Annotated in this window: 19 protein-coding genes; 14 read left to right on the top strand and 5 right to left on the bottom strand. The window is 66.0% G+C overall.

The window, feature by feature from the left end; translation table 11 throughout:
- The first annotated feature begins 98 nt into the window (after positions 1-98).
- The 13 genes from ACETII_RS10115 (at position 99) to ACETII_RS10055 (ending at position 11,287) form a co-directional block, all read left to right on the top strand.
- Positions 99-968 carry a polyprenyl synthetase family protein gene (locus ACETII_RS10115; RefSeq protein ID WP_472787933.1) on the top strand — a complete coding sequence of 290 codons (870 nt, stop codon included), beginning with the start codon at positions 99-101 and terminating at the stop codon, positions 966-968.
- A gap of 8 nt (positions 969-976) precedes the next feature.
- Positions 977-2,107 (top strand): methyltransferase, encoded by a 1,131-nt coding sequence (locus ACETII_RS10110; RefSeq protein WP_472787932.1) that lies wholly within the window; start codon positions 977-979, stop codon positions 2,105-2,107.
- Positions 2,108-2,186: 79 nt separating this feature from the next.
- Complete coding sequence (gene bchC / locus ACETII_RS10105; protein ID WP_472787931.1) at positions 2,187-3,131, top strand: chlorophyll synthesis pathway protein BchC; 945 nt, start codon at positions 2,187-2,189, stop codon at positions 3,129-3,131.
- A complete protein-coding gene (locus tag ACETII_RS10100; RefSeq protein WP_472787930.1) occupies positions 3,128-4,144 on the top strand; it encodes a chlorophyllide a reductase iron protein subunit X in 1,017 nt (338 codons plus the stop codon). Before bchC ends, ACETII_RS10100 begins: the two co-directional genes overlap by 4 nt.
- A 12-nt stretch (positions 4,145-4,156) precedes the next feature.
- The gene (gene bchY / locus ACETII_RS10095) at positions 4,157-5,689 is read left to right on the top strand and encodes a chlorophyllide a reductase subunit Y (RefSeq protein ID WP_472787929.1); all 1,533 of its coding nucleotides are present in this window, start codon (positions 4,157-4,159) and stop codon (positions 5,687-5,689) included.
- On the top strand, positions 5,683-7,137 hold the full coding sequence (gene bchZ, locus ACETII_RS10090; protein WP_472787928.1) for a chlorophyllide a reductase subunit Z: 1,455 nt from the start codon (positions 5,683-5,685) through the stop codon (positions 7,135-7,137). The genes bchY and bchZ overlap by 7 nt, the downstream gene beginning before the upstream one ends.
- Before the next feature lie 37 nt (positions 7,138-7,174).
- Complete coding sequence (locus tag ACETII_RS10085) at positions 7,175-7,417, top strand: hypothetical protein (RefSeq protein ID WP_363345512.1); 243 nt, start codon at positions 7,175-7,177, stop codon at positions 7,415-7,417.
- Positions 7,418-7,509: 92 nt separating this feature from the next.
- The gene (pufB, locus tag ACETII_RS10080; protein ID WP_363345510.1) at positions 7,510-7,734 is read left to right on the top strand and encodes a light-harvesting antenna LH1, beta subunit; all 225 of its coding nucleotides are present in this window, start codon (positions 7,510-7,512) and stop codon (positions 7,732-7,734) included.
- A gap of 12 nt (positions 7,735-7,746) precedes the next feature.
- Positions 7,747-7,932 carry a light-harvesting antenna LH1, alpha subunit gene (gene pufA / locus ACETII_RS10075; protein ID WP_363345508.1) on the top strand — a complete coding sequence of 62 codons (186 nt, stop codon included), beginning with the start codon at positions 7,747-7,749 and terminating at the stop codon, positions 7,930-7,932.
- A gap of 88 nt (positions 7,933-8,020) precedes the next feature.
- Positions 8,021-8,845, top strand: a complete 825-nt coding sequence (pufL, locus tag ACETII_RS10070; RefSeq protein WP_472787927.1) for a photosynthetic reaction center subunit L — start codon at positions 8,021-8,023, stop codon at positions 8,843-8,845.
- Positions 8,846-8,862: 17 nt separating this feature from the next.
- The gene (gene pufM, locus ACETII_RS10065; protein WP_363345504.1) at positions 8,863-9,837 is read left to right on the top strand and encodes a photosynthetic reaction center subunit M; all 975 of its coding nucleotides are present in this window, start codon (positions 8,863-8,865) and stop codon (positions 9,835-9,837) included.
- Positions 9,834-10,862 (top strand): photosynthetic reaction center cytochrome PufC, encoded by a 1,029-nt coding sequence (pufC, locus tag ACETII_RS10060; protein ID WP_472787926.1) that lies wholly within the window; start codon positions 9,834-9,836, stop codon positions 10,860-10,862. The genes pufM and pufC overlap by 4 nt, the downstream gene beginning before the upstream one ends.
- A 95-nt stretch (positions 10,863-10,957) precedes the next feature.
- Entirely contained in the window at positions 10,958-11,287 is a 330-nt protein-coding gene (locus ACETII_RS10055) for a hypothetical protein (RefSeq protein WP_363351284.1), read from the top strand.
- A 9-nt stretch (positions 11,288-11,296) separates the two neighbouring features.
- On the opposite strand, the gene bchJ is transcribed toward ACETII_RS10055, so the two are convergent.
- The 5 genes from bchJ to bchI form a co-directional block, all read right to left on the bottom strand.
- Positions 11,297-11,908, bottom strand: a complete 612-nt coding sequence (gene bchJ / locus ACETII_RS10050; RefSeq protein WP_472787925.1) for a bacteriochlorophyll 4-vinyl reductase — start codon at positions 11,906-11,908, stop codon at positions 11,297-11,299.
- On the bottom strand, positions 11,889-13,547 hold the full coding sequence (gene bchE, locus ACETII_RS10045; RefSeq protein ID WP_472787924.1) for a magnesium-protoporphyrin IX monomethyl ester anaerobic oxidative cyclase: 1,659 nt from the start codon (positions 13,545-13,547) through the stop codon (positions 11,889-11,891). The genes bchJ and bchE overlap by 20 nt, the downstream gene beginning before the upstream one ends.
- A 94-nt stretch (positions 13,548-13,641) precedes the next feature.
- Entirely contained in the window at positions 13,642-14,538 is an 897-nt protein-coding gene (gene bchO / locus ACETII_RS10040; protein WP_472787923.1) for an alpha/beta fold hydrolase BchO, read from the bottom strand.
- Entirely contained in the window at positions 14,535-16,307 is a 1,773-nt protein-coding gene (locus ACETII_RS10035) for a magnesium chelatase subunit D (RefSeq protein WP_472787922.1), read from the bottom strand. The genes bchO and ACETII_RS10035 overlap by 4 nt, the downstream gene beginning before the upstream one ends.
- Positions 16,304-17,410, bottom strand: a complete 1,107-nt coding sequence (gene bchI / locus ACETII_RS10030; protein ID WP_472787921.1) for a magnesium chelatase ATPase subunit I — start codon at positions 17,408-17,410, stop codon at positions 16,304-16,306. The genes ACETII_RS10035 and bchI overlap by 4 nt, the downstream gene beginning before the upstream one ends.
- A 270-nt stretch (positions 17,411-17,680) precedes the next feature.
- Here bchI and ppsR point away from each other — a divergent pair, with 270 nt between their 5' ends.
- Positions 17,681-18,991: a transcriptional regulator PpsR gene (gene ppsR, locus ACETII_RS10025; RefSeq protein WP_472787920.1), complete on the top strand. Its 1,311-nt coding sequence runs from the start codon at positions 17,681-17,683 to the stop codon at positions 18,989-18,991.
- The last annotated feature ends 13 nt before the right edge of the window (positions 18,992-19,004 follow it).

Here is a 19,004-nt window from a genome sequence, read left to right as displayed (position 1 = left end):
GGTTCGCTCCAAGAGGAGCAAGACAATTGACTCAGTCGGCAAATCTGTCAATATTTAATGACAGTCAGAGCGTCTAGACAAAATGACGGAGGCAAGCCATGCAGACTGCCGCGCGGATCGAAGAGGCGCTGGAGCAGGCCGTTGCGCTGGCGCGGGGGCCCGGCGCGCCTCCCCTCCTCGCTTCCGCCTTGCATTATGCGGTGTTTCCGGCGGGCCACCGCATCCGGCCGCAGCTCTGTCTGGCGGTCGCCAACGCCTGCGGCGATCCCGACCGCATCGCCTCCGACGCGACGGCCGTGGCGATTGAACTTTTGCATTGCGCCTCGCTCGTCCACGATGACCTCCCCTGCTTCGACGACGCCGGCCTTCGCCGCGGCAAGGCCTCGGTTCATGTCGAATATGGCGAGGCGCTCGCCGTGCTGGCGGGCGACGCGCTGATCGTGCACGCCTTCGCGACGCTTGGCGGCGCGGCGCGGCGCAATCCCGCGCAAATGGCGACGCTGATCGGCATTGTCGCGCAATCGGTCGGCTCGCCGCATGGCATTGTCGCCGGACAGGCCTGGGAATGCGAGGTTGCGGTCCCGCTCTCCGATTACCAGCGCGCCAAGACGGGCGCGCTGTTCGTCGCCGCGACCATGGGCGGCGCGGCCGCCGCGGGGCATGATCCCGAGCCGTGGCGGGCGTTGGGCGAAAAGCTCGGCGAAGCCTATCAGGTCGCCGACGATCTTCGCGACGTTCTCTGTGACGCGGAGGAACTCGGCAAGCCCATCGGACAGGACGCGATTCGGCTGCGGCCCAACGCCGCCGCGGAGCTCGGCGTCGACGGGGCGAAAGCGCGCCTGGAAGGCTTGGTGAAGGCGGCGGTGGCCTCCGTCCCGGATTGCCCGGGCGCACTGGAGTTGCGACAGCTCATCGAGGCGCAGACAAGGCTGTTCTTTCCCAAACAGCTCGCGCGCGCGGCCGCCTGAGCCCGCCGGTGTCGGCCGTTTCGCCCTCGGCGTCGGGCGCGCGCTCCTGGCGCGAGCGCTTCCTCAACTGGCGCAATCAGCGCGTCGCGGACCCGCGTTTTCAACGCTGGGCGGCGAGCTTTCCGCTCACGCGCGTCATTGCGCGCCGCCGCGCCAAGGCGCTGTTCGATCTTTGCGCCGGCTTCGTCTATTCGCAGATTCTTCTCGCCTGCGTGCGGCTGCGGCTGTTCGAGATTTTGGCGGCCGGTCCGCTGCATGAAACGGAGCTTGCGGCGCGCCTCGATCTCTCGACCGACGCGGCGCGGCGTCTGCTGCGCGCCGCCGCGTCGCTGAAGCTCCTGCGCGCGCTGCCGGGAGATCGGTATGCGCTCGACGATCTCGGCGCGTCGATGCTCGCCAATCCGGCCGTCGGCGCCTTCGTCGAGCATCATGCCCTGCTCTACGACGACATGCGCGATCCGGTCGCCTTGCTGCGTGGCGAGACCACGACCCGGCTTTCTCGGTTCTGGCCTTATGCGGCAGGCCACGACGGCGATTCGCAGGCCTGCGGCGCCTATAGCGCCTTGATGGCGCGCTCGCAGCAGCTCATCGCCGAAGACGTGCTCGACTCCTATTCGTTCGCGCGCCACCAAACCCTTCTCGACGTCGGCGGCGGCGAGGGCGCCTTCGTTGCGGCCGTCGCGGGGCGTCATCCGGGGCTGCGCCTGAAGCTCTTCGATCTGCCGCCGGTCGCGGAGCGCGCGCGCGACAGGCTCGCGGCGCGGGGGCTCGCGCGCGTCGAGACGCATGGCGGCAGTTTTCTCGAAAAGCCTTTGCCCGCCGGCGCAGACATTGTAACGCTCATCCGCGTGCTGCACGACCATGACGACGCAACGGCGCGCGCGGCGCTGGGCGCAGCCCATGCGGCGCTGCCGCCGGGCGGGACGCTGCTCGTGGCCGAGCCCCTGGCCGAAACGCCGGGCGCCGAAACGATCGGCGACGCCTACTTTGGCTTTTACCTGCTGGCCATGGGCAGCGGCCGGCCGCGCCGCGAAGCCGAAATGACGCAGTTGTTGCAAGAGGCTGGATTTACAGCCATTCGCCGCCTTCCGACGCCGCGGCCGCTCTTGGCGAGCGTCATTATCGGCCGGCGTGTGTAATTTTTAGTTGACGCTTCGAAATGTCTTTATAGACTGACTATCGGCTATGCTTGTCAGGCGCGGGATGCGCGGAAGGCCGATGATGTTCAATGCGCTCGCCATCGTCCTCGAGGAGCCCGGCAGGTTGGCGCTCAGCCGCTTGCCAATCGACGCGCCAAGCGACGCCGACGTCGTCGTCGCGACGCTGTGGAGCGGCGTCAGCACCGGAACCGAAAGACTTCTTTACACCGGACGCATGCCGGATTTCCCCGGCATGGGCTATCCGCTCGTGCCAGGCTACGAGACCGTCGGCGAAGTGATCGAAGCCGGCCCCGAGAGCGGCTTCACGGTCGGTCAGCGCGTCTTTGCGCCGGGCGCAACGTGCTTTGGAGCGGTTCGCGGACTCTTCGGCGGCGCCGCGTCGCATCTCGTCGTCAAGGGCTCGCGCGCCATCGCCATACCGAAGACGCTCGGTGACAAGGGCGTTCTGTTCGCCCTCGCGGCGACGGCGCATCACGCGCGCGGCGGCGGCGCGCCCAAGGGGCGCGAACTCATCGTCGGCCATGGCGTGCTCGGCCGTCTGCTCGCGCGCCTCAGCGTTGCGGCCGGCGGCCAACCAGCCGTCTGGGAGCGCGATCCGGAGCGTCGTGACGGAGCCGATGGCTACGCCGTCGTCGATCCGGATGCGGATACCCGCCGTGATTACCACGTGATCTACGACGTGAGCGGCGATCCGGCCATTCTCGACAGGCTGATTGCGCATCTCGCGCCCGGCGGCGAAATCGTGCTCGCGGGGTTTTACGAGCGGCCGCTGGCCTTCGATTTCCCGCCCGCCTTCATGCGCGAGGCGCGGTTGCGCGTCGCGGCGCAATGGCGGCCCGACGATCTTTCCGGCGTGGTTCGCCTCGTCGAAGACGGGCGGCTCTCGCTCGATGACCTCATCACGCATCGGCGCTTCGCGCTGCAGGCGCCGGTCGCCTATCCGATCGCATTCGACGATCCGCGCTGTCTGAAAATGGTGCTCGACTGGAGGGCGGTAGCATGAATGACGCAGAAGGCTTTCTGACCGCCGCCGAACGCGCGTCGCCGCCCGCGCATTTGCTCAGAGAGGAAGCCGCGACGCCGATCGACCCCACGCCGACCGTCGCGACCAAGGAAACCCAGATCATCGCCATTTACGGCAAAGGCGGCATCGGCAAGAGCTTCACGCTCGCCAACCTCTCCTACATGATGGCGCAGCAGGGCAAGAAAGTGCTGCTCATCGGCTGCGACCCGAAGAGCGACACCACATCGCTGCTCTTTGGGGGACGCGCCTGTCCGACGATCATCGAAACATCGACGAAGAAGAAGCTGGCTGGGGACCAAGTGGCCATCGGCGACGTCTGTTTCAAACGCGACGGCGTCTTCGCGATGGAGCTCGGCGGTCCGGAAGTCGGGCGCGGCTGCGGCGGACGCGGCATCATCCACGGCTTCGAGCTGCTCGAAAAATTGGGCTTCCACGAATGGGGCTTCGATTACGTGCTGCTCGATTTCCTCGGCGACGTGGTCTGCGGCGGCTTCGGCCTGCCGATCGCCCGCGACATGTGCCAGAAGGTCATCGTCGTCGGCTCCAATGATCTGCAGTCGCTTTACGTCGCCAACAATGTCTGCTCGGCGGTGGAGTATTTCCACAAGCTCGGCGGCAATGTCGGCGTCGGCGGCCTCGTCGTCAACAAGGATGACGGAACCGGCGAGGCGCAGGCCTTCGCCGAGGCGGCGGGAATCCCCATTCTCGCGTCGATCCCCGCCGACGACGATATCCGCCGCAAGAGCGCGAGCTACGAGATCATCGGGCGTCCCGATGGCCGCTGGGGCGGGCTTTTCGCCGCGCTCGCGACAAATGTCGCGACGTCGCGGCCCAACCGACCCAAGCCCCTGACGCAGGATGAGCTGCTCGGCCTTTTCTCCAGCGACGCCGTCGGGCGCGACGTGACGCTCGAACCCGCAACGCCCGAAGACATGTGCGGCGGAACGCTGACGCAAAAGCCGTCTCTCGAAGTCGTCTATGAAAGCATCTGAGGGAGCGCCGCAATGAACGATCTTGCTCCCTATCAAAGGTCCGTTCCGGAGATGGAGGAGACTGCTCCGACGGAAGACGGTCTCGGTTGTCATGCCGGAAAGGAGAAGATGCGCGCTGCGGCGCAAGCCGCCGGCATGAGCGAAACGCTCGGGCGCTACGCGCAGGATTATCCGCAGGGCCCGCACGATCAGCCGCAAAGCATGTGCCCGGCCTTCGGATCGCTGCGCGTCGGCCTGCGCATGCGGCGCACCGCCATGGTGCTCTCTGGCTCCGCCTGCTGCGTCTACGGTCTGACCTTCACCTCGCATTTCTACGGCGCGCGGCGCACGGTCGGCTATGTGCCGTTCAGCTCCGAGACGCTCGTCACCGGCAAATTGTTCGAGGACATCCGCGCGGCGGCGCATCAGCTCGCCGATCCGGAAAAATACGACGCCGTCGTCATCATCAATCTCTGCGTGCCGACCGCCTCCGGCGTGCCGCTGCGTCTGCTGCCGCGCGAGATCAACGGCGTACGGATCATCGGCGTCGACGTGCCGGGCTTCGGCGTGCCGACGCATGCGGAGGCGAAGGACGTGCTCGCCGGCGCCATGCTGCGCGTCGCGCGCCTCGAGGCGGAACAGGGCCCGGTCCAGGCCCCGCGCGGCGCGCGCGCGGGAATGCCGACCATCGCCCTCATCGGCGAGATGTTCCCCGCTGATCCGATGCAGATCGGCGCAATGCTCGAACCGCTCGGCCTCGCCGCCGGCCCCGTCGTTCCGACGCGCGAATGGCGCGAACTTTATGGCGCGCTGGATTGCGCCGCGGCGGCGGCGATCCACCCATTCTACGCCGCCTGCGTGCGCGAGTTCGAAGCGGCCGGGCGCAATGTCGTCGGCTCCGCGCCGGTCGGCTATCACGGGACGGCGGCCTGGCTCGAAAATATCGGCGCCGCCTGCAACGTCGGGCGCGACAAGATCGACGCCGCGAAAGCGCGCGTGCTGCCAGCGATAAAAGGCGCGCTTGCGGCGACGCCCATCAAGGGCCGCATCACGCTTTCGGGCTATGAAGGGTCGGAGCTTCTCGTCGGCCGCCTGCTGGTCGAGTCGGGCGCGGATCTTCGCTATGTCGGCACGGCCTGCCCGCGCACGCGCTTCAGCGAGGCCGACCGCGACTGGCTCGAGGCGAAAGGCGTGCATGTCGCGTTCCGCGCGTCGCTCGAGCAGGATCTCGCCGCTTTCGATGAATTCAAGCCCGATCTCGCCATCGGGACCACGCCCGTGGTGCAGAAGGCGAAGCAGAATGCGACGCCGGCGCTTTATTTCACCAATCTCATCTCCGCGCGTCCGCTGATGGGCGTCGCCGGCGCCGGCTCGCTCGCCAAGGTCGTCAACGCCGCGATCGGCAATCGCGCGCGCTTCGACGAGATGAACGACTTCTTCGCGGGCGTGGGCGTCGGATTCGCCGCCGGCGTCTGGCAGGACACCCCGCAGGATCGCGTCGATTTCCGCAAGAAGCAGCGCGCCAGAATGGCGCGAAAGCCGGCCGAGGAGATGGGCTCATGCTAGTCCTCGACCACGACCGCGCCGGCGGCTACTGGGGCGCCGTCTATGTCTTCACGGCGATCAAGGGCCTGCAGGTCGTCATCGACGGCCCGGTCGGCTGCGAGAATCTGCCCGTCACGTCGGTGTTGCATTATACGGACGCCTTGCCGCCGCACGAACTGCCGATCGTCGTCACCGGATTGTCGGAAGAAGAGCTCGGCCGCCACGGCACCGAGGGCGCGATGAAGCGCGCGCATGCGACGCTCGATCCCGATCTGCCGAGCGTCGTCGTGACGGGATCCATCGCGGAAATGATCGGCGGCGGCGTGACGCCGGAAGGCACCGGCATTCAACGCTTCCTGCCGCGCACGATCGACGAAGACCAGTGGCAATGCGCCAATCGCGCCATGAGCTGGCTGTGGAGCGAATATGGCGTGAAGAAGGGCCGCGCGCCGCCGCGAAAGGCGCGCGCGCCAGGCGAGAAGCCGCGCGTCAACATCATCGGCCCCTGCTACGGCGTCTTCAACATGCCGTCCGATCTCGCCGAGATCCGCCGCCTCGTCGAAGGCGTCGGCGCCGAGGTCAATATGGTGTTTCCGCTCGGCAGCCATATCGCCGACACGCCGCGCCTCGCGGACGCCGACGTCAACATCTGCATGTACCGCGAATTCGGCCGCCAGCTCTGCGAGGCGCTGGATCGTCCCTATCTTCAGGCGCCGATCGGCCTGCACAGCACGACCAAGTTCCTTCGAAAGCTCGGCGAGGAGCTCGGGCTCGATCCGGAGCCTTTCATCGAGCGCGAGAAACACACGACGATCAAGCCGCTTTGGGATCTCTGGCGCTCTGTTACGCAGGACTTCTTTGGCACGGCCTCCTTCGGCGTCGTCGCGACGGAGACTTACGCGCGCGGCCTGCGGCATTTCCTCGAAGACGAAATGGGCCTGCCCTGCGCCTTCGCGATCGGACGCAAGGCCGGCGAAAAAACCGACAATGCCGCGGTGCGCAAGGCCATTCACGAGACGCCGCCGTTGGTTCTCTTCGGCAGCTACAACGAACGCATGTACGCCGCCGAAGCCGGCGGGCGCGCCATCTATGTGCCGGCGTCTTTCCCCGGCGCCATCATCCGGCGCCACACCGGCACGCCCTTCATGGGCTACGCCGGCGCGGTCTATCTCGTGCAGGAAGTCTGCAACGCGCTCTTCGACGCTTTGTTCAACATCCTGCCGCTCGGAACGGAGCTCGACAAGGTGGCCCCGACGCCGTCGCGGCTTCACCGCGAAATCCCCTGGGAGGACGCGGCGAGACGCTTGCTCGACGACCTTGTCGAGGCGACGCCCGTTCTCATGCGCATTTCCGCGGCCAAACGGCTCCGCGACGCCGCGGAAAGCGCGGCGCGCCATGCGGGCGACGCTGCGGTCACGACGCCGAGCGTCGAACATGCCCGCAGGCTGGTGATGGAGACGAGCGCATGATCGGCGCCGTCAGACGTTTCGCAAGGAAGGAGAAGCCATGAGTTCGACGACCTATTCGCCTCCATCGACTCGCGGCGGGGGATTCAAAGCGTCGCTGCTGTTTGGCGCGCTCTTTCCCGTGTTTCTCGCCGCCGCCCTTATCTGGCGCGCGCTGCCGTTTTCCGCCGAAGACGGGTCGCCGCCGAAATCCGTGATCGGCGAGACGCGCGAGAACCTGTCCATTGCAATTTCATATGCGCTGATGGCGCGGGCCATGCTGCAGAGCTTCGCCCGGGATTAAGCCCGGTGCGGAACGCCTGTCGCGACCTTTTTTGAGGGCCGCGATGCTTCGGCCGCGTAAGGCGTGCGCGGCATTGCTAACGGAGGTCAATCATGGCCATCGATAAAGAGCGGAGTTCTCTGTCGGGACTGACAGAGGCAGAGGCTGTGGAGTTCCATAGTCTCTTCATCAAAAGCTTCCTGATCTTCACCGTCATCGCGATCATCGCGCATGTGCTGGTGTGGAACTGGCGGCCCTGGCTGCCCGGCCCCAAAGGATACGCGCTGCTCGACGGCGTGACCAACGCTGCGCACGCCGCGCTGACCCTCATCGGCTAATAGGAGTTGGCCATGTACAAGATATGGCTGCTTTTCGATCCCCGCCGCGTGCTCGTCGCGCTGGGCGCCTTCCTGTTCACGCTGGCCCTGCTGATCCACTTCATCCTGCTCAGCACCGACCGGTTCAATTGGCTGGAAGGGCCGCGCGTGCAGAAGACCGGACAGATCGAAACGCTTGCGCCGACATCGTTCGGCTAATCGCTTTGCTGTCTCGCCGCGGACGGATGCGCCGTCCCGTTTCCGCCCGCGGCCCAAAAAACGTTGATTTCCCATCGGAGGCGCGGCCATGGCCATGCTGAGTTTCGAGAGAAAATATCGCGTGCGCGGAGGCACGCTCATCGGCGGCGACCTCTTCGATTTCTGGGTCGGTCCCTTCTATGTCGGCTTCTTCGGCGTCACGACCGTCATCTTCGCGGGGCTGGGTACGGCGCTCATCATCTGGGGCGCCGCGCTGGGGCCCACCTGGAATATCTGGCAGATCAACATCGCGCCGCCCGACCTCAAATACGGCCTTGCGCTCGCGCCTCTAAAGGAAGGCGGTCTGTGGCAGATCATCACGATCTGCGCGACCGGCGCCTTCGTGTCCTGGGCGCTGCGCGAAGTCGAAATCTGTCGCAAGCTCGGCATCGGCTATCACGTGCCCGTCGCATTCGGCTTTGCGATCTTCGCCTATGTGTCGCTTGTCATCATCAGGCCATTGCTGCTCGGCGCCTGGGGATACGGCTTCCCCTACGGCATCATCAGCCACCTCGACTGGGTCTCGAACACTGGCTACCAGTATCTGCATTTCCACTATAATCCCGCCCATATGATCGCCGTGTCGTTCTTCTTTGCGACATGTTTCGCCTTGTCCCTGCATGGCGCCCTCGTGCTGTCGGCGACCAATCCGCCGAAGGGCGAGGCGGTCAAGACCCCCGAATACGAAGACACTTTTTTCCGCGACGTCATGGGCTATTCGATCGGCACGCTGGGCATTCATCGGCTCGGTCTGTTTCTCGCGCTTGCGGCCGTCTTCTTCAGCGCCGTGTGCATGATCATCAGCGGCCCGTTCTGGACTCGCGGCTGGCCCGAGTGGTGGAACTGGTGGCTCAATCTTCCCGTCTGGCGCTGAGGCAAGGGAGAGAATCCGTGGCCTATTATCAAAACATCTTCACGCAGGTGCAGGTTCGCGGCGCCGCGGCGGAGGCGGGCGTCCCGATCCTCAACGAGGATCGCAGCTCTGCGACCTTCTCCTATCTGCTCGGCCGTCTCGGCAATGCGCAGATCGGCCCGATCTATCTCGGTTACACCGGCCTCGTGTCGCTTCTCTTCGGCTTCATCGCCTTCGAGATCATCGGCCTCAACATGTGGGCCTCGGTGAACTGGGACCCCATCCAGTTCGTGCGCCAATTGCCTTGGCTCGCGCTCGAACCGCCGAAGCCGCAATATGGCGTCCAGATCCTGCCGCCGCTCAGCGAAGGCGGCTGGTGGCTCATCGCCGGCTTTTTCCTCACCGCGTCGGTGCTGCTGTGGTGGTGGCGCGTCTATCGGCGCGCCCGGGCGCTGGGGCTCGGCACACATACGGCCTGGGCCTTTCTCTCGGCGATCTGGCTTTATCTCGTGCTCGGCTTCATCCGGCCGCTGCTGATGGGGAGCTGGAGCGAGGCTGTGCCATTCGGGATATTTCCGCATCTCGACTGGACCGCGGCGTTTTCGATCCGCTATGGCAATCTCTTCTACAATCCCTTCCATATGCTTTCCATCGCGTTCCTCTATGGCTCGGCGCTGCTCTTCGCCATGCATGGCGCGACCATTCTCGCGGTGGGACGTTTCGGGGGTGAACGCGAGATCGAACAGATTCTCGATCGCGGCACGGCCTCCGAGCGTGCGGCGTTGTTCTGGCGCTGGACGATGGGCTTCAACGCGACGATGGAGTCGATCCATCGCTGGGCCTGGTGGTTTGCGGTGCTGACGCCGCTGACGGGCGGCATCGGCATCCTGCTCACGGGCACGGTCGTCGACAATTGGTATCTATGGGGCGTCGTGCACGGGATTGCGCCACAATATCCGCATGTTTTCCCGCCCGTCGTTGATCCGGCTCTCGCCACGGGAGGCGCGCAATGAGAATCGCTCTCTCTCTGCTCGGGGCCGTCATCGCGACGCTTCTGACCATCGCCATGCTGGTGACCGCCGGCTGGGTGCTTCCGCCGATCTACGGCGTGCAGACCGGCTTTCGCGGCGTCGGCCAGCAACAGCTGATCAGCGCGCAAGACAAGCGCATTCTCGAAGCGGCCAACGCGTTGCCGGCGGCAATCGACAAGGCAGACCCTTCCGGCGAGCGCGCGGCGCAGGCCTATAAGAATGTGAAGGTGCTCACCGACCTCAGCACCGAACAGTTCAACCGTGTGATGGTCGCGATCACGCAATGGGTGTCGCCCGAGCAGGGCTGCGCCTATTGCCATAACACGGAGAATCTGGCCGACGACGGGCTTTATACGAAGATCGTCGCGCGGCGCATGCTGGAGATGAACCGCCAGATCAACACGGCTTACACGTCGCATGTCGCCGACACGGGCGTGACCTGTTACACCTGTCACCGCGGCCAGCCCGTGCCGAGCAACATCTGGTTCGAGAATCAGGGCGGTCCGCATGCGGGCGGCATGTCGGCGCATAATTACGGCTTTGGCCATCCGACGAAGTCGAACGGCCTGACGACCATGCCGGTCGATCCGTTCAATCCGCATCTCCTCGGCGACGACAAGATCCGCGTGCAAGCCACCACGGCCTTGCCTGAGGGAACGTCGAACGCCTCGCTCCAGCAGACCCAGCAAACCTATGCGCTGATGATCCACATGTCGGAGGCGTTGGGCGTCAATTGCGGCTTCTGTCACAATTCGCGCTTTTGGGCCGGTTGGGATCAAAGCAACCCGCAACGCGCCGTCGCCTACAACGCTCTCGACATGATGCGCGAACTAAACGCTGTCTATCTCGAACCGCTGCATGCGACCTATCCGGCGAATCGGCTCGGTCCGCTCGGCGACAGTCCGAAAGCCAATTGCGCCACGTGTCATCAGGGGGCGAGCAAGCCGCTTCTGGGCCAAAGCATGGCGAAGGACTTTCCCGAGCTCGGCGGCAAGGCGAGGCCCTGATCTAAGCGACGCCTGGCCGGCGCCTCCGGCCAGGCTGCCTCACGCGGCGCATAAGAGGCTTTCCGTTTCTCGGAGGAAAATGAAAGGACTTGACCGTGTGCACAGTCGACAAGGCCTTGCAGGACGACTGCATCAGCATTGTGCAGAGGCGTGACGAGGAAGGCGCGTTTCTGATCCGCGTGGGCGCGCTGCAGACGGTCGTCACCATCCGCTTACGTCGAACATGGGGATCGCGCATCGTCTACCGTCAGAGCCATGCGATCAAGACGCCGCGTCAACCCTGCCCCAACTGGAGCTGCGCCTCGGAGGCCGATTCGCCCGGCGATGCGCTGCGCAAGGCGATCAACGGGTTGACGCTGCATTACCGGATGGCGGTCGGCGAAGGCTATCCGCCGGCGGAAGACTGGCTCGTCCCGGCGAATTAGCGGGGCGCGCTACCAGCGAACCTCGAAAACGCAGGCCGGCCCGCCGGTCGCCTCGCATGCTGTTTCCACGACGCGGACTCCTGGTCCCAGCATTGCGCCGAACACGCGCTCGAATGTCGCGGCGAAATAAGCGCAAGCAGGTTCGCGCGTGTGGAGTTCCTTGCAGATTGGCGAGCCCTTCAGCCGCAGCGTGAGCGTCGTCGAAAACGCATAGCCGAAATCTCCGCCGCCGGCGAAGGTCCAGGCATGGCGCGCGATCGCCGCGACGAGAATGCGGGCCGCCAGCGCGCGCGGCATTCTCTTCAAGACGCGTTGCGCCATTGGCGGAATGCGATGCGTTAGGAGATAGTCGCCCGTCCGCCGTCCCGCGTCTCGCGAAACATCCGCCGCTCGGGATTCGCCCAGCCTGTCAATTGCGACGCGATGCAGCTTGGCGACGTCCGTTTCCAAAACCATCTCCGTCGGCGGCTCCGCGAGATATTTGGTCAGCCCCGCGGACGCGAAAATCTCCTCGCAGAGCGAATCGTCGCCCGCCGCAGACAAGGCTTCCGCCATGCGGGTGATGGCGTTGGGGCCGATGACGGCCGGTTTGTTCGCCGCCTCAATGAACGCGATGTTCATGCGCTTTGGCGCTCTCCTGCGCGATCACGGCGTCGAGCGGCCCCTCGCTGAGCGCCTCCTCGAACTGCTGTTTGCTCCCGCCGCACGCCATCGCCTGGGCCGCCTCGTGCATTGTGCTGGCGGGCCGGTTGTGCGTGACCTGCCACTCGACATCCTCGTCCGCCGCGCGCTGTCGCGTCGTGTCGAAGTCGAATTTTACCTTCTTGCGCGACTGCGGCCCCCAATAGTCGACCTTGCCGAGGTCGTAGAATTTGCGCTCGAAGCCGGCCTTGAGGAAGGCCTTCAGACAGCCGAGAAGATAGCGTCGGCGCTGGCCGCTGCCCGCCCAGGGATAGGAAAACAGCGCCTTTTTCATATAGAAGCGGCGGTAATTGTTCATCACGCGGTCGAGCAGTTCGCCGCGGTCCATCGCCTGCGGCTTGATGATGGGCGTAACGAAATTGTATTTCTCGTAGTCGAAGATCTCGACCTTGTCGCCGAGCTCCTTGAAGAGATCGGAGAAAGGCCAAGGCGTATACATCGACCAATTGGCGAGGTCGGGTTTCCAGTCCTGCGCCATGCGATAGGTCTCTTCCAGCGTTTCGGCCGTCTCATTCTCGAGACCGACGATGAATTGCGCCTCGACGACAATGCCCGCATTGCGCAACAATTCGACCGCGCGCTTGTTCTGCGCGACCGTCGTCTCCTTGTTGAAGAGATCGAGTTTGAGTTGCGCCGCCGCTTCGGTGCCGAGCGAGACATGGATCAACCCGGCCTTGCGGTAGAAGGGCAGAAGCGCCTCGTCGCGCAAGATGTCGGTCACGCGCGTATTGATGCCCCAGAGGATGTCGAGCTTGCGGTCGATCAGCTCTTGGCAGAAAGCGACGAATTTCTTCTTGTTGATTGTCGGCTCCTCGTCGGCGAGGATGAAGAAGCCGACGCCGTGGTCGCGCATGAGCGTTTCGATTTCGTCGACGACTTTCTTCGGATCGCGAATGCGGTAGTCGCGCCAGAATTTCCACTGGCTGCAGAAGCTACAAGTAAAGGGGCAGCCTCGCGCCATATTGGGGATGGCGACCTTCACGCCGAGCGGGATGTAATTATATTTTTCCCAGTTCAGAATGCCCCAATCGGCGACGATGTCGTCGATATTCTTCACGGTCGGCGCGGCAGCCGTCGCGACGACCTTGCCGTCCTGCGCATAGGCGAGGCCCTTGATCGTCTCGCGTTCGGCAGGCCAGCGTTTTTCGTCGATGGCGCGGATGAGATTGACGATGATTTCCTCGCCTTCGCCGCGCACGATGGCGTCGATCCAGGGCGCTTCCGCCAGCACCTGGCGATACATGAAAGTGGCGTGCACGCCGCCGAGCACTGTGATCGCGCGTGGGGCCGCCTCCTTGGCGAGCTTGAGCGCCTGCTGCGCCTTGTAGATCGACGGCGTGATCGAGGTGGCGCCGACGACGTCGGGATCGTAATCGACAATCGCCTCGCGCAGGGCGTCGTCGCCCACGTCGAAGGTCATGGCGTCGATGAATTTTATGTCGGAGTAACCGGCCTTCTTCAACGCCCCGGAGAGATAGGCGACCCAGGCTGGCGGCCAATTGCCCGCAATCTCCGCGCCGCCGGAGTGATAATTGGGATGGATGAAGAGGATGCGCATGGCTGTCCCTTTCGCGGGCGTCAATCAGACCGAGCGTAAAACAAAATTGACAGTTTGCAAATTCATTCGCGCGCGCGGACAGCGGCGTTTGGTCTCAGGTTTCGCTTTCGGCGATGTCGAAGATGAGCTGCGCAAAGCCTGACGGCGCTTCTTCATGCGCCAGATGGCCGAGCCCCTGAACTGAATGGAGCTGCGCGGTTTTAAGCCCAGAGGCGATTTTGCGCGCGCCTTCGGGCGGAACTGTCTTGTCGTTCTCGGCGACGATGAGATGAAAAGGCACGCGCAAGCGCGGCAAGTCGCGGTTGAGCGCGCGCAGATCCCAATGCGCCATCATGCTGAGCGCGGCGTTGACATGCGCTGGGTTCTGCATAAGCCGCGCGTAGAGGGCGACGCCGCGCGCGTCGATTTTCGATCCTGTGCCGTCGAGAAGGCGCGTCACCGCGGCGCGATTGGCGCTCCAGGCGAAATAGCGGGGCGCGAGCGGATTGAGAAACAGCGCCTTGGCCAGCGTCGGCAGCAGATAGCCGGCGACGCCCTCGAACGGCGCGAGCGCGCCATTCAACGCGATGAGCCGTTCGGGCGCGATCGCGCCGTCGAGCGCAAGCCGCGCCAGCACGGCCGCGCCCGCCGAATGGCCGACGGCGATCGTGGGCGACAGGCCGATCGCGTCGAGCAGGGCGGCGACGGCGCGCGCCATGCCGGGAAGCGACTGCGTGCGCGCGCCGCGCGAGGAAGAGAAGCCATGGCCCGGAAGATCGGGCGCGACGACGCGATAGCGTTTTGCAAGAAGCGGCGCGAGATCGCGCCATGAATGCGTCGACGCGCCGGTTCCGTGCGCCAGCAGCAGGGTCGGGCCGTCGCCCATGATCTGCACATGCCAGACGAGGCCGCCCGCCTCGATCATCCGGCTCGAGGCCCGGTTCGGCCAATCGGCGCCGACCTCAGCGAGCGTGAGCGGGTGGAGCGGCTCGAACAAGGCGAGCGCGCTCACGCGCTGATCGCCGCGGCGCGCACCGCCTGCGAGAGACGCGCTGCGTCCACGAAGGGCAAACGCAGATAGCGGGCCTGCATGGCGTCCGCGATCTTGCGGGTCGGCGCGTCGGCGCCGCTCGCCACGGGGGACGAGTCCACGGCGAGCGCCGCGAAGCCGGCGCCGCGCAATCCGCGCGCCGCTGAAAGCGCGTCCTCAAGCGCGCGGGCGCGGCCCGGGGCGCCGGCGCGATCGATGTTCGCCTTGCCGTCGGTCAGCAAAACGACGAGCGGCGTCTGCCCCTTGCGTCTGACGCTGTCGGCGAGCGCGGCCGCGGCGTCGAGCGCGAGCGCAAGCGGCGTGCCGCCGCCGCCGGGCAGCGCCGCCAACAGCCGTTTGGCGCGCGCCAGCGCCCGCGTCGGCGGCAAGGCGATTTCGGCCCGCTTGCCGCGAAAGGCGACGAGCGCGACGCTGTCGCGGCGCACGTAACAGTCGGCGAGCATCAGTTCGATCGCGCCTTTGACTTCGGCCAGCCGCTGCGCGGCGGAGGAGCCGGAAGCGTCGACGACAAAAATGGCCGCCGTGCCGCGCCGCTCGCGAAAGCGCCTGACGCGAAAATCTTCAGGGCGGATGCGAAGGGCGAGCGGCGGCGCGTCGGGGGTTTCGGCGCGGCGCAGCGTCTGCCAGGGCGCGGCGGCCCGAAGCGTGTCGATCAGGCTGAGACGGCCGTCGCGCGGCGCGCCGCGCCTCACATTCATCGGGCGGCCGCGGCGCGCCGACACGCGTTCGGCGCCGGAATGGCCGCCGCGCGGCGACGGCGCGCGCGATCGTTCGCCTTGTTCCAGTCGCGCCAAGAGGTCGGCTGGAAGCGCCACGCGGGCCGCGGCGACGACGACATCCTCCAGCGCCTGCTGATCTCGCCATTCGTTGTCGTTTTTCGGCTCCTCGGGGCTCGCGTCGGTCTCGTCGGGCGCCGCGTCGGCGGTCTCGTCGGGCGGCGCCGGCAGGCAGGTGGCGCGCGGCGCCAAGACGTAGCGCGCGGCGACCTCGAGATCGACGTCCTCGACGACGCGTCCGCCGCGCAACGCGCAGGCCGCCCGCGCCACGCGGCGCGCCAGCAAGGGCGCGCGCAAGGAGAGAACGCCGAGACGCGCCGCGGCGACGACCAGCGCGGCGATCGCTTCGTGCGGCGTCACGACATCGGCAAGGCGCGCCCGCGCCGCGACGACGTCCTGGGGCGTCACCTCCCACGCCCGGCCCCCGCAAGGACGCAGCCCTTCGAGATCGAGATGGATGGCGAGGCGATCGAGCAGCGCCGCCGGCGGGCGTTCGTCGGGCTCATGGCCTTCATCGAGCGCGACGAGGCCGACGCGGCAGTCTTGTCGACCCGCAAGCCCGTCGCGCGCCAGTTCGATCCTGCCGTCGTCGAGCGCCGCGACAAAGCGGGCGGCGGTCGCGCTGCTGTGCCGCTCCGCCATGGCGAGCACCAGCACGCCGCCATCCGTCTGCGCTAGGAGGCCGGTTTCCGCGATCGGGCGCCCCGCGCGAAGCGTCGCGGCGAGGTCGAGGCCGCCGAGCAGACGGTCGTCGGCGATGGCGAGCGGCGCCCGGCGCATCGGCGCGCCTTCCGGCAAATAGGCGCGCAGCAGAGCGAGCCAGGCGTCGCGCGCGGGTCCGGGCGGGGCGCGCAGCGCGACGCCGGACTGCAGGGGATCGACGGCGAAGAGCGCCGCCGCGACGCGCGCCCGGGTCCAGGCGTCGTCGCGCTGCGCAGACGCCCCGCCGGTCATGCGCCAAAGGTCTCGTCGATCGCCCGCGCGACGCGGATGGCCGAGCCGGCTTCGTCGAGCGGATTGCGTCGCAGGCGATGGCCGAGCGCGAAGGCGGCGACCCGCCGCAATTCGGTTGCGCCGACCGCCGCTTCGCCTTCGAAAGCCGCGAGCGCGCGGGCGGCCCGCAACAGGGTGAGCTCGCCGCGAAGCCCGTCGGCGCCGAGCGCGACGCAGAGCCGGGCCGCTTTTTCGAGCACGGCGTCCGACGTCTCGATGTCGCCGACGCGGCCGCGCGCGGCGCCGATGCGGCGCCGCAATTTCTGCTCCTCGGCGGCGAAGGCGCGATGGAAGCGCGTTGGATCGCGCTCGAACGCGTCGCGCCGCCGCACGACCTCGACGCGCGTGGCGATGTCGGTCGGGGTTTTCACGTCGACGGCGAGACCGAAGCGATCGAGCAATTGCGGCCGTAACTCGCCCTCCTCTGGATTGCCGCTGCCGATGAGAACGAAACGCGCCGGATGGCGCACGCTCAGCCCCTCGCGCTCCACGACATTCTCGCCAGAGGCGGCGACGTCGAGCAGGAGATCGACAAGATGATCTTCGAGCAGGTTGACTTCGTCGATGTAGAGAAATCCTCGATTGGCCTTGGCCAGCAGGCCCGGCTCGAACGCCTTTTCGCCGCGCGTCAGCGCGCGTTCGAGGTCGAGGGCGCCGACGACGCGGTCTTCGGTCGCGCCCAGCGGCAGATCGACGACGGGAACCGGCCGCAGCGCCGTTTTCAAGGAGCCCTTCCGACAGGCGTCGCAAAGAGCCGAGGTCGCAGCCGGATCGCAATTATAGGCGCAGTCGCTGACGGCGCGCATCGGCGGGAGCAGGCGCGCCAGCGCGCGCACGGCCGTGGATTTCCCCGTTCCGCGATCGCCAAAGACCAGCACGCCGCCGACCGACGGGTCGATCGCCGCGAGCAGAAAGGCGAGCTTCATATCGTCCTGGCCGACGATCGCGGAGAAGGGAAATGGCGCGGGAGCGCCGAAAGGCCGCGGCGCGGCGGCTGGCGTCGTCTGAACGGCCTGCGGCGCGTGGGCCGCTTCCTGCGGGAGCTTGACCTGAATCGGCGCCATTCGCCCCCCTCGCGCGCGAGACAAGCGCGCCTTACGCTCCATATGTAACTCTTACTTTACACCTGTGCAGGGCGAACGCAAGTCCAACCAACGACCGACAACATTATTTCGACGCTGCGGCACGGAAACGTAGCAATTTTTTCGGCCAAACCCCATTATGTAGGGGGTGACTGAAGGGGGCTCGGTTCGCACTATGACTTCCATCGCCGACGGCACGCAGGCAATGGATCGCCGCGCGGGCGCGCGCGCCGCGCCGCATTGAGCGTGACGATGACCGACAAAGCCTATACCCGCCCTGATTTGACGCTGACGCTCGACGAGGACGGCGTCATCCAGAAGGTCGTGACCGCTGAGTCGCTGGCGCGAGAACCGCTCGACCAATGGCGCGGCCGGCGCTGGGGCGAAACGATCGATCCCGCCATCGACAGCCTCACGTTGAAAAAAATCGAGGATGTGCGTCTGCGCGGCGATCCTTCCTGCTTCCAGGTGCGTCAGCGCTTTCCCAGCGGCCTCGAGTTGCCGATGGAATATACGACCTTCAGCCTCGGCGAGGCCGGATTCATCGCCATTGGCCGCAATCTGGAGGCGATCAGCGAATTGCAGGCGCGTCTGCAGCTGGCGCAGGAGGCGCGCGAACGCGATTACTGGAAGATGCGCGAAATCGAGACGCGCTATCGCACGCTGTTCGACGCGACGACGGAAGCCGTTGCGCTGGTCAACGTCCCCGATCTGCGCGTTGTCGAAGCGAATTTTCGCGCGGCGAAGGATCTCTATCTCTCGCCGGGCGCACCATTCCTGCCGCAACTTTCCGAGCGCGATCGGCGCGCGCTCGACCAACTTCTCGAAAAGACGCGCGAGCAAGGGCGCGCGCCGGGAATCGTCATTCAACCAACGCCGTCAGCCGGATTGTGGAGCCTGCGCGCGTCGCTCATGAACGCGGAAGCCAGCGCGGTTTTCATCTGCCAGCTCACGCCGATGCGCGAGGCCGACAACGCCTCCCACGCCAGCGGCGTGTCGATTGCGTCGTTTATAGATCGCTTGCCCGAAGGCTTTGTCGTCATCGATTGCGACGGGATCGTGCGGGCCGCCAATGGGGCCTTTCTCGATCTCGTTCAGCTCGGCGCGGAAGTCGCGGCGATCGGCTCTAAACTGACGCGCTGGCTGTCGAGCCCGGGCGCCGACGCCAATGTCGTGATGGCGCTCATTCGCAAGCACGGCGACCTGCGTCGTTTCCAGACGCGCATCGACGGCGAACTCGGTCAGTCGACTCCCGTCGAGATTACGGCCGTCGGCGACGACGCGGACGCGCCCAATTATTTCGGGCTTCTCGTTCGCGACATTCGTCACGCGTCCGGCCAGCCGTCGCGCGAAGTCGCCGATCGGGGGCTGTCGATCGAGGCTTTGGACAACCGCACGCTCGAAGCGATTGTGCGCATGTCGACGGAAGCGATCGAACGCAAGGCGATTTTGGCCGCGCTCGAACAGTGCAATAGTAATCGCACGGCCGCAGCGCGCCAACTCGGCCTCAGCCGTCAGGGCCTTCACGCCAAGTTGAAAAAATACGGCCTCGAAAGAAAATAAGCGCCAAACGCCT

Source organism: Methylocystis sp. NC52PC (assembly GCF_055698645.1).
The sequence above is the reverse complement of the archived record's forward strand: the minus strand, read 5'-3'. Positions and strand labels throughout refer to the sequence as shown.

Excerpts from the sequence above, each read along its gene's own strand:
- ACETII_RS10115 (WP_472787933.1), top strand. The coding sequence starts at position 99 with ATGCAGACTGCCGCGCGGATCGAAGAGGCGCTGGAGCAGGCCGTTGCG.
- bchC (WP_472787931.1), top strand. The coding sequence starts at position 2,187 with ATGATGTTCAATGCGCTCGCCATCGTCCTCGAGGAGCCCGGCAGGTTG.
- ACETII_RS10100 (WP_472787930.1), top strand. The coding sequence starts at position 3,128 with ATGAATGACGCAGAAGGCTTTCTGACCGCCGCCGAACGCGCGTCGCCG.
- bchY (WP_472787929.1), top strand. The coding sequence starts at position 4,157 with ATGAACGATCTTGCTCCCTATCAAAGGTCCGTTCCGGAGATGGAGGAG.
- bchZ (WP_472787928.1), top strand. The coding sequence starts at position 5,683 with ATGCTAGTCCTCGACCACGACCGCGCCGGCGGCTACTGGGGCGCCGTC.
- ACETII_RS10085 (WP_363345512.1), top strand. The coding sequence starts at position 7,175 with ATGAGTTCGACGACCTATTCGCCTCCATCGACTCGCGGCGGGGGATTC.
- pufB (WP_363345510.1), top strand. The coding sequence starts at position 7,510 with ATGGCCATCGATAAAGAGCGGAGTTCTCTGTCGGGACTGACAGAGGCA.
- pufA (WP_363345508.1), top strand. The coding sequence starts at position 7,747 with ATGTACAAGATATGGCTGCTTTTCGATCCCCGCCGCGTGCTCGTCGCG.
- pufL (WP_472787927.1), top strand. The coding sequence starts at position 8,021 with ATGGCCATGCTGAGTTTCGAGAGAAAATATCGCGTGCGCGGAGGCACG.
- pufC (WP_472787926.1), top strand. The coding sequence starts at position 9,834 with ATGAGAATCGCTCTCTCTCTGCTCGGGGCCGTCATCGCGACGCTTCTG.
- bchJ (WP_472787925.1), bottom strand. The coding sequence starts at position 11,908 with ATGAACATCGCGTTCATTGAGGCGGCGAACAAACCGGCCGTCATCGGC.
- bchE (WP_472787924.1), bottom strand. The coding sequence starts at position 13,547 with ATGCGCATCCTCTTCATCCATCCCAATTATCACTCCGGCGGCGCGGAG.
- ACETII_RS10035 (WP_472787922.1), bottom strand. The coding sequence starts at position 16,307 with ATGACCGGCGGGGCGTCTGCGCAGCGCGACGACGCCTGGACCCGGGCG.
- bchI (WP_472787921.1), bottom strand. The coding sequence starts at position 17,410 with ATGGCGCCGATTCAGGTCAAGCTCCCGCAGGAAGCGGCCCACGCGCCG.
- ppsR (WP_472787920.1), top strand. The coding sequence starts at position 17,681 with ATGACCGACAAAGCCTATACCCGCCCTGATTTGACGCTGACGCTCGAC.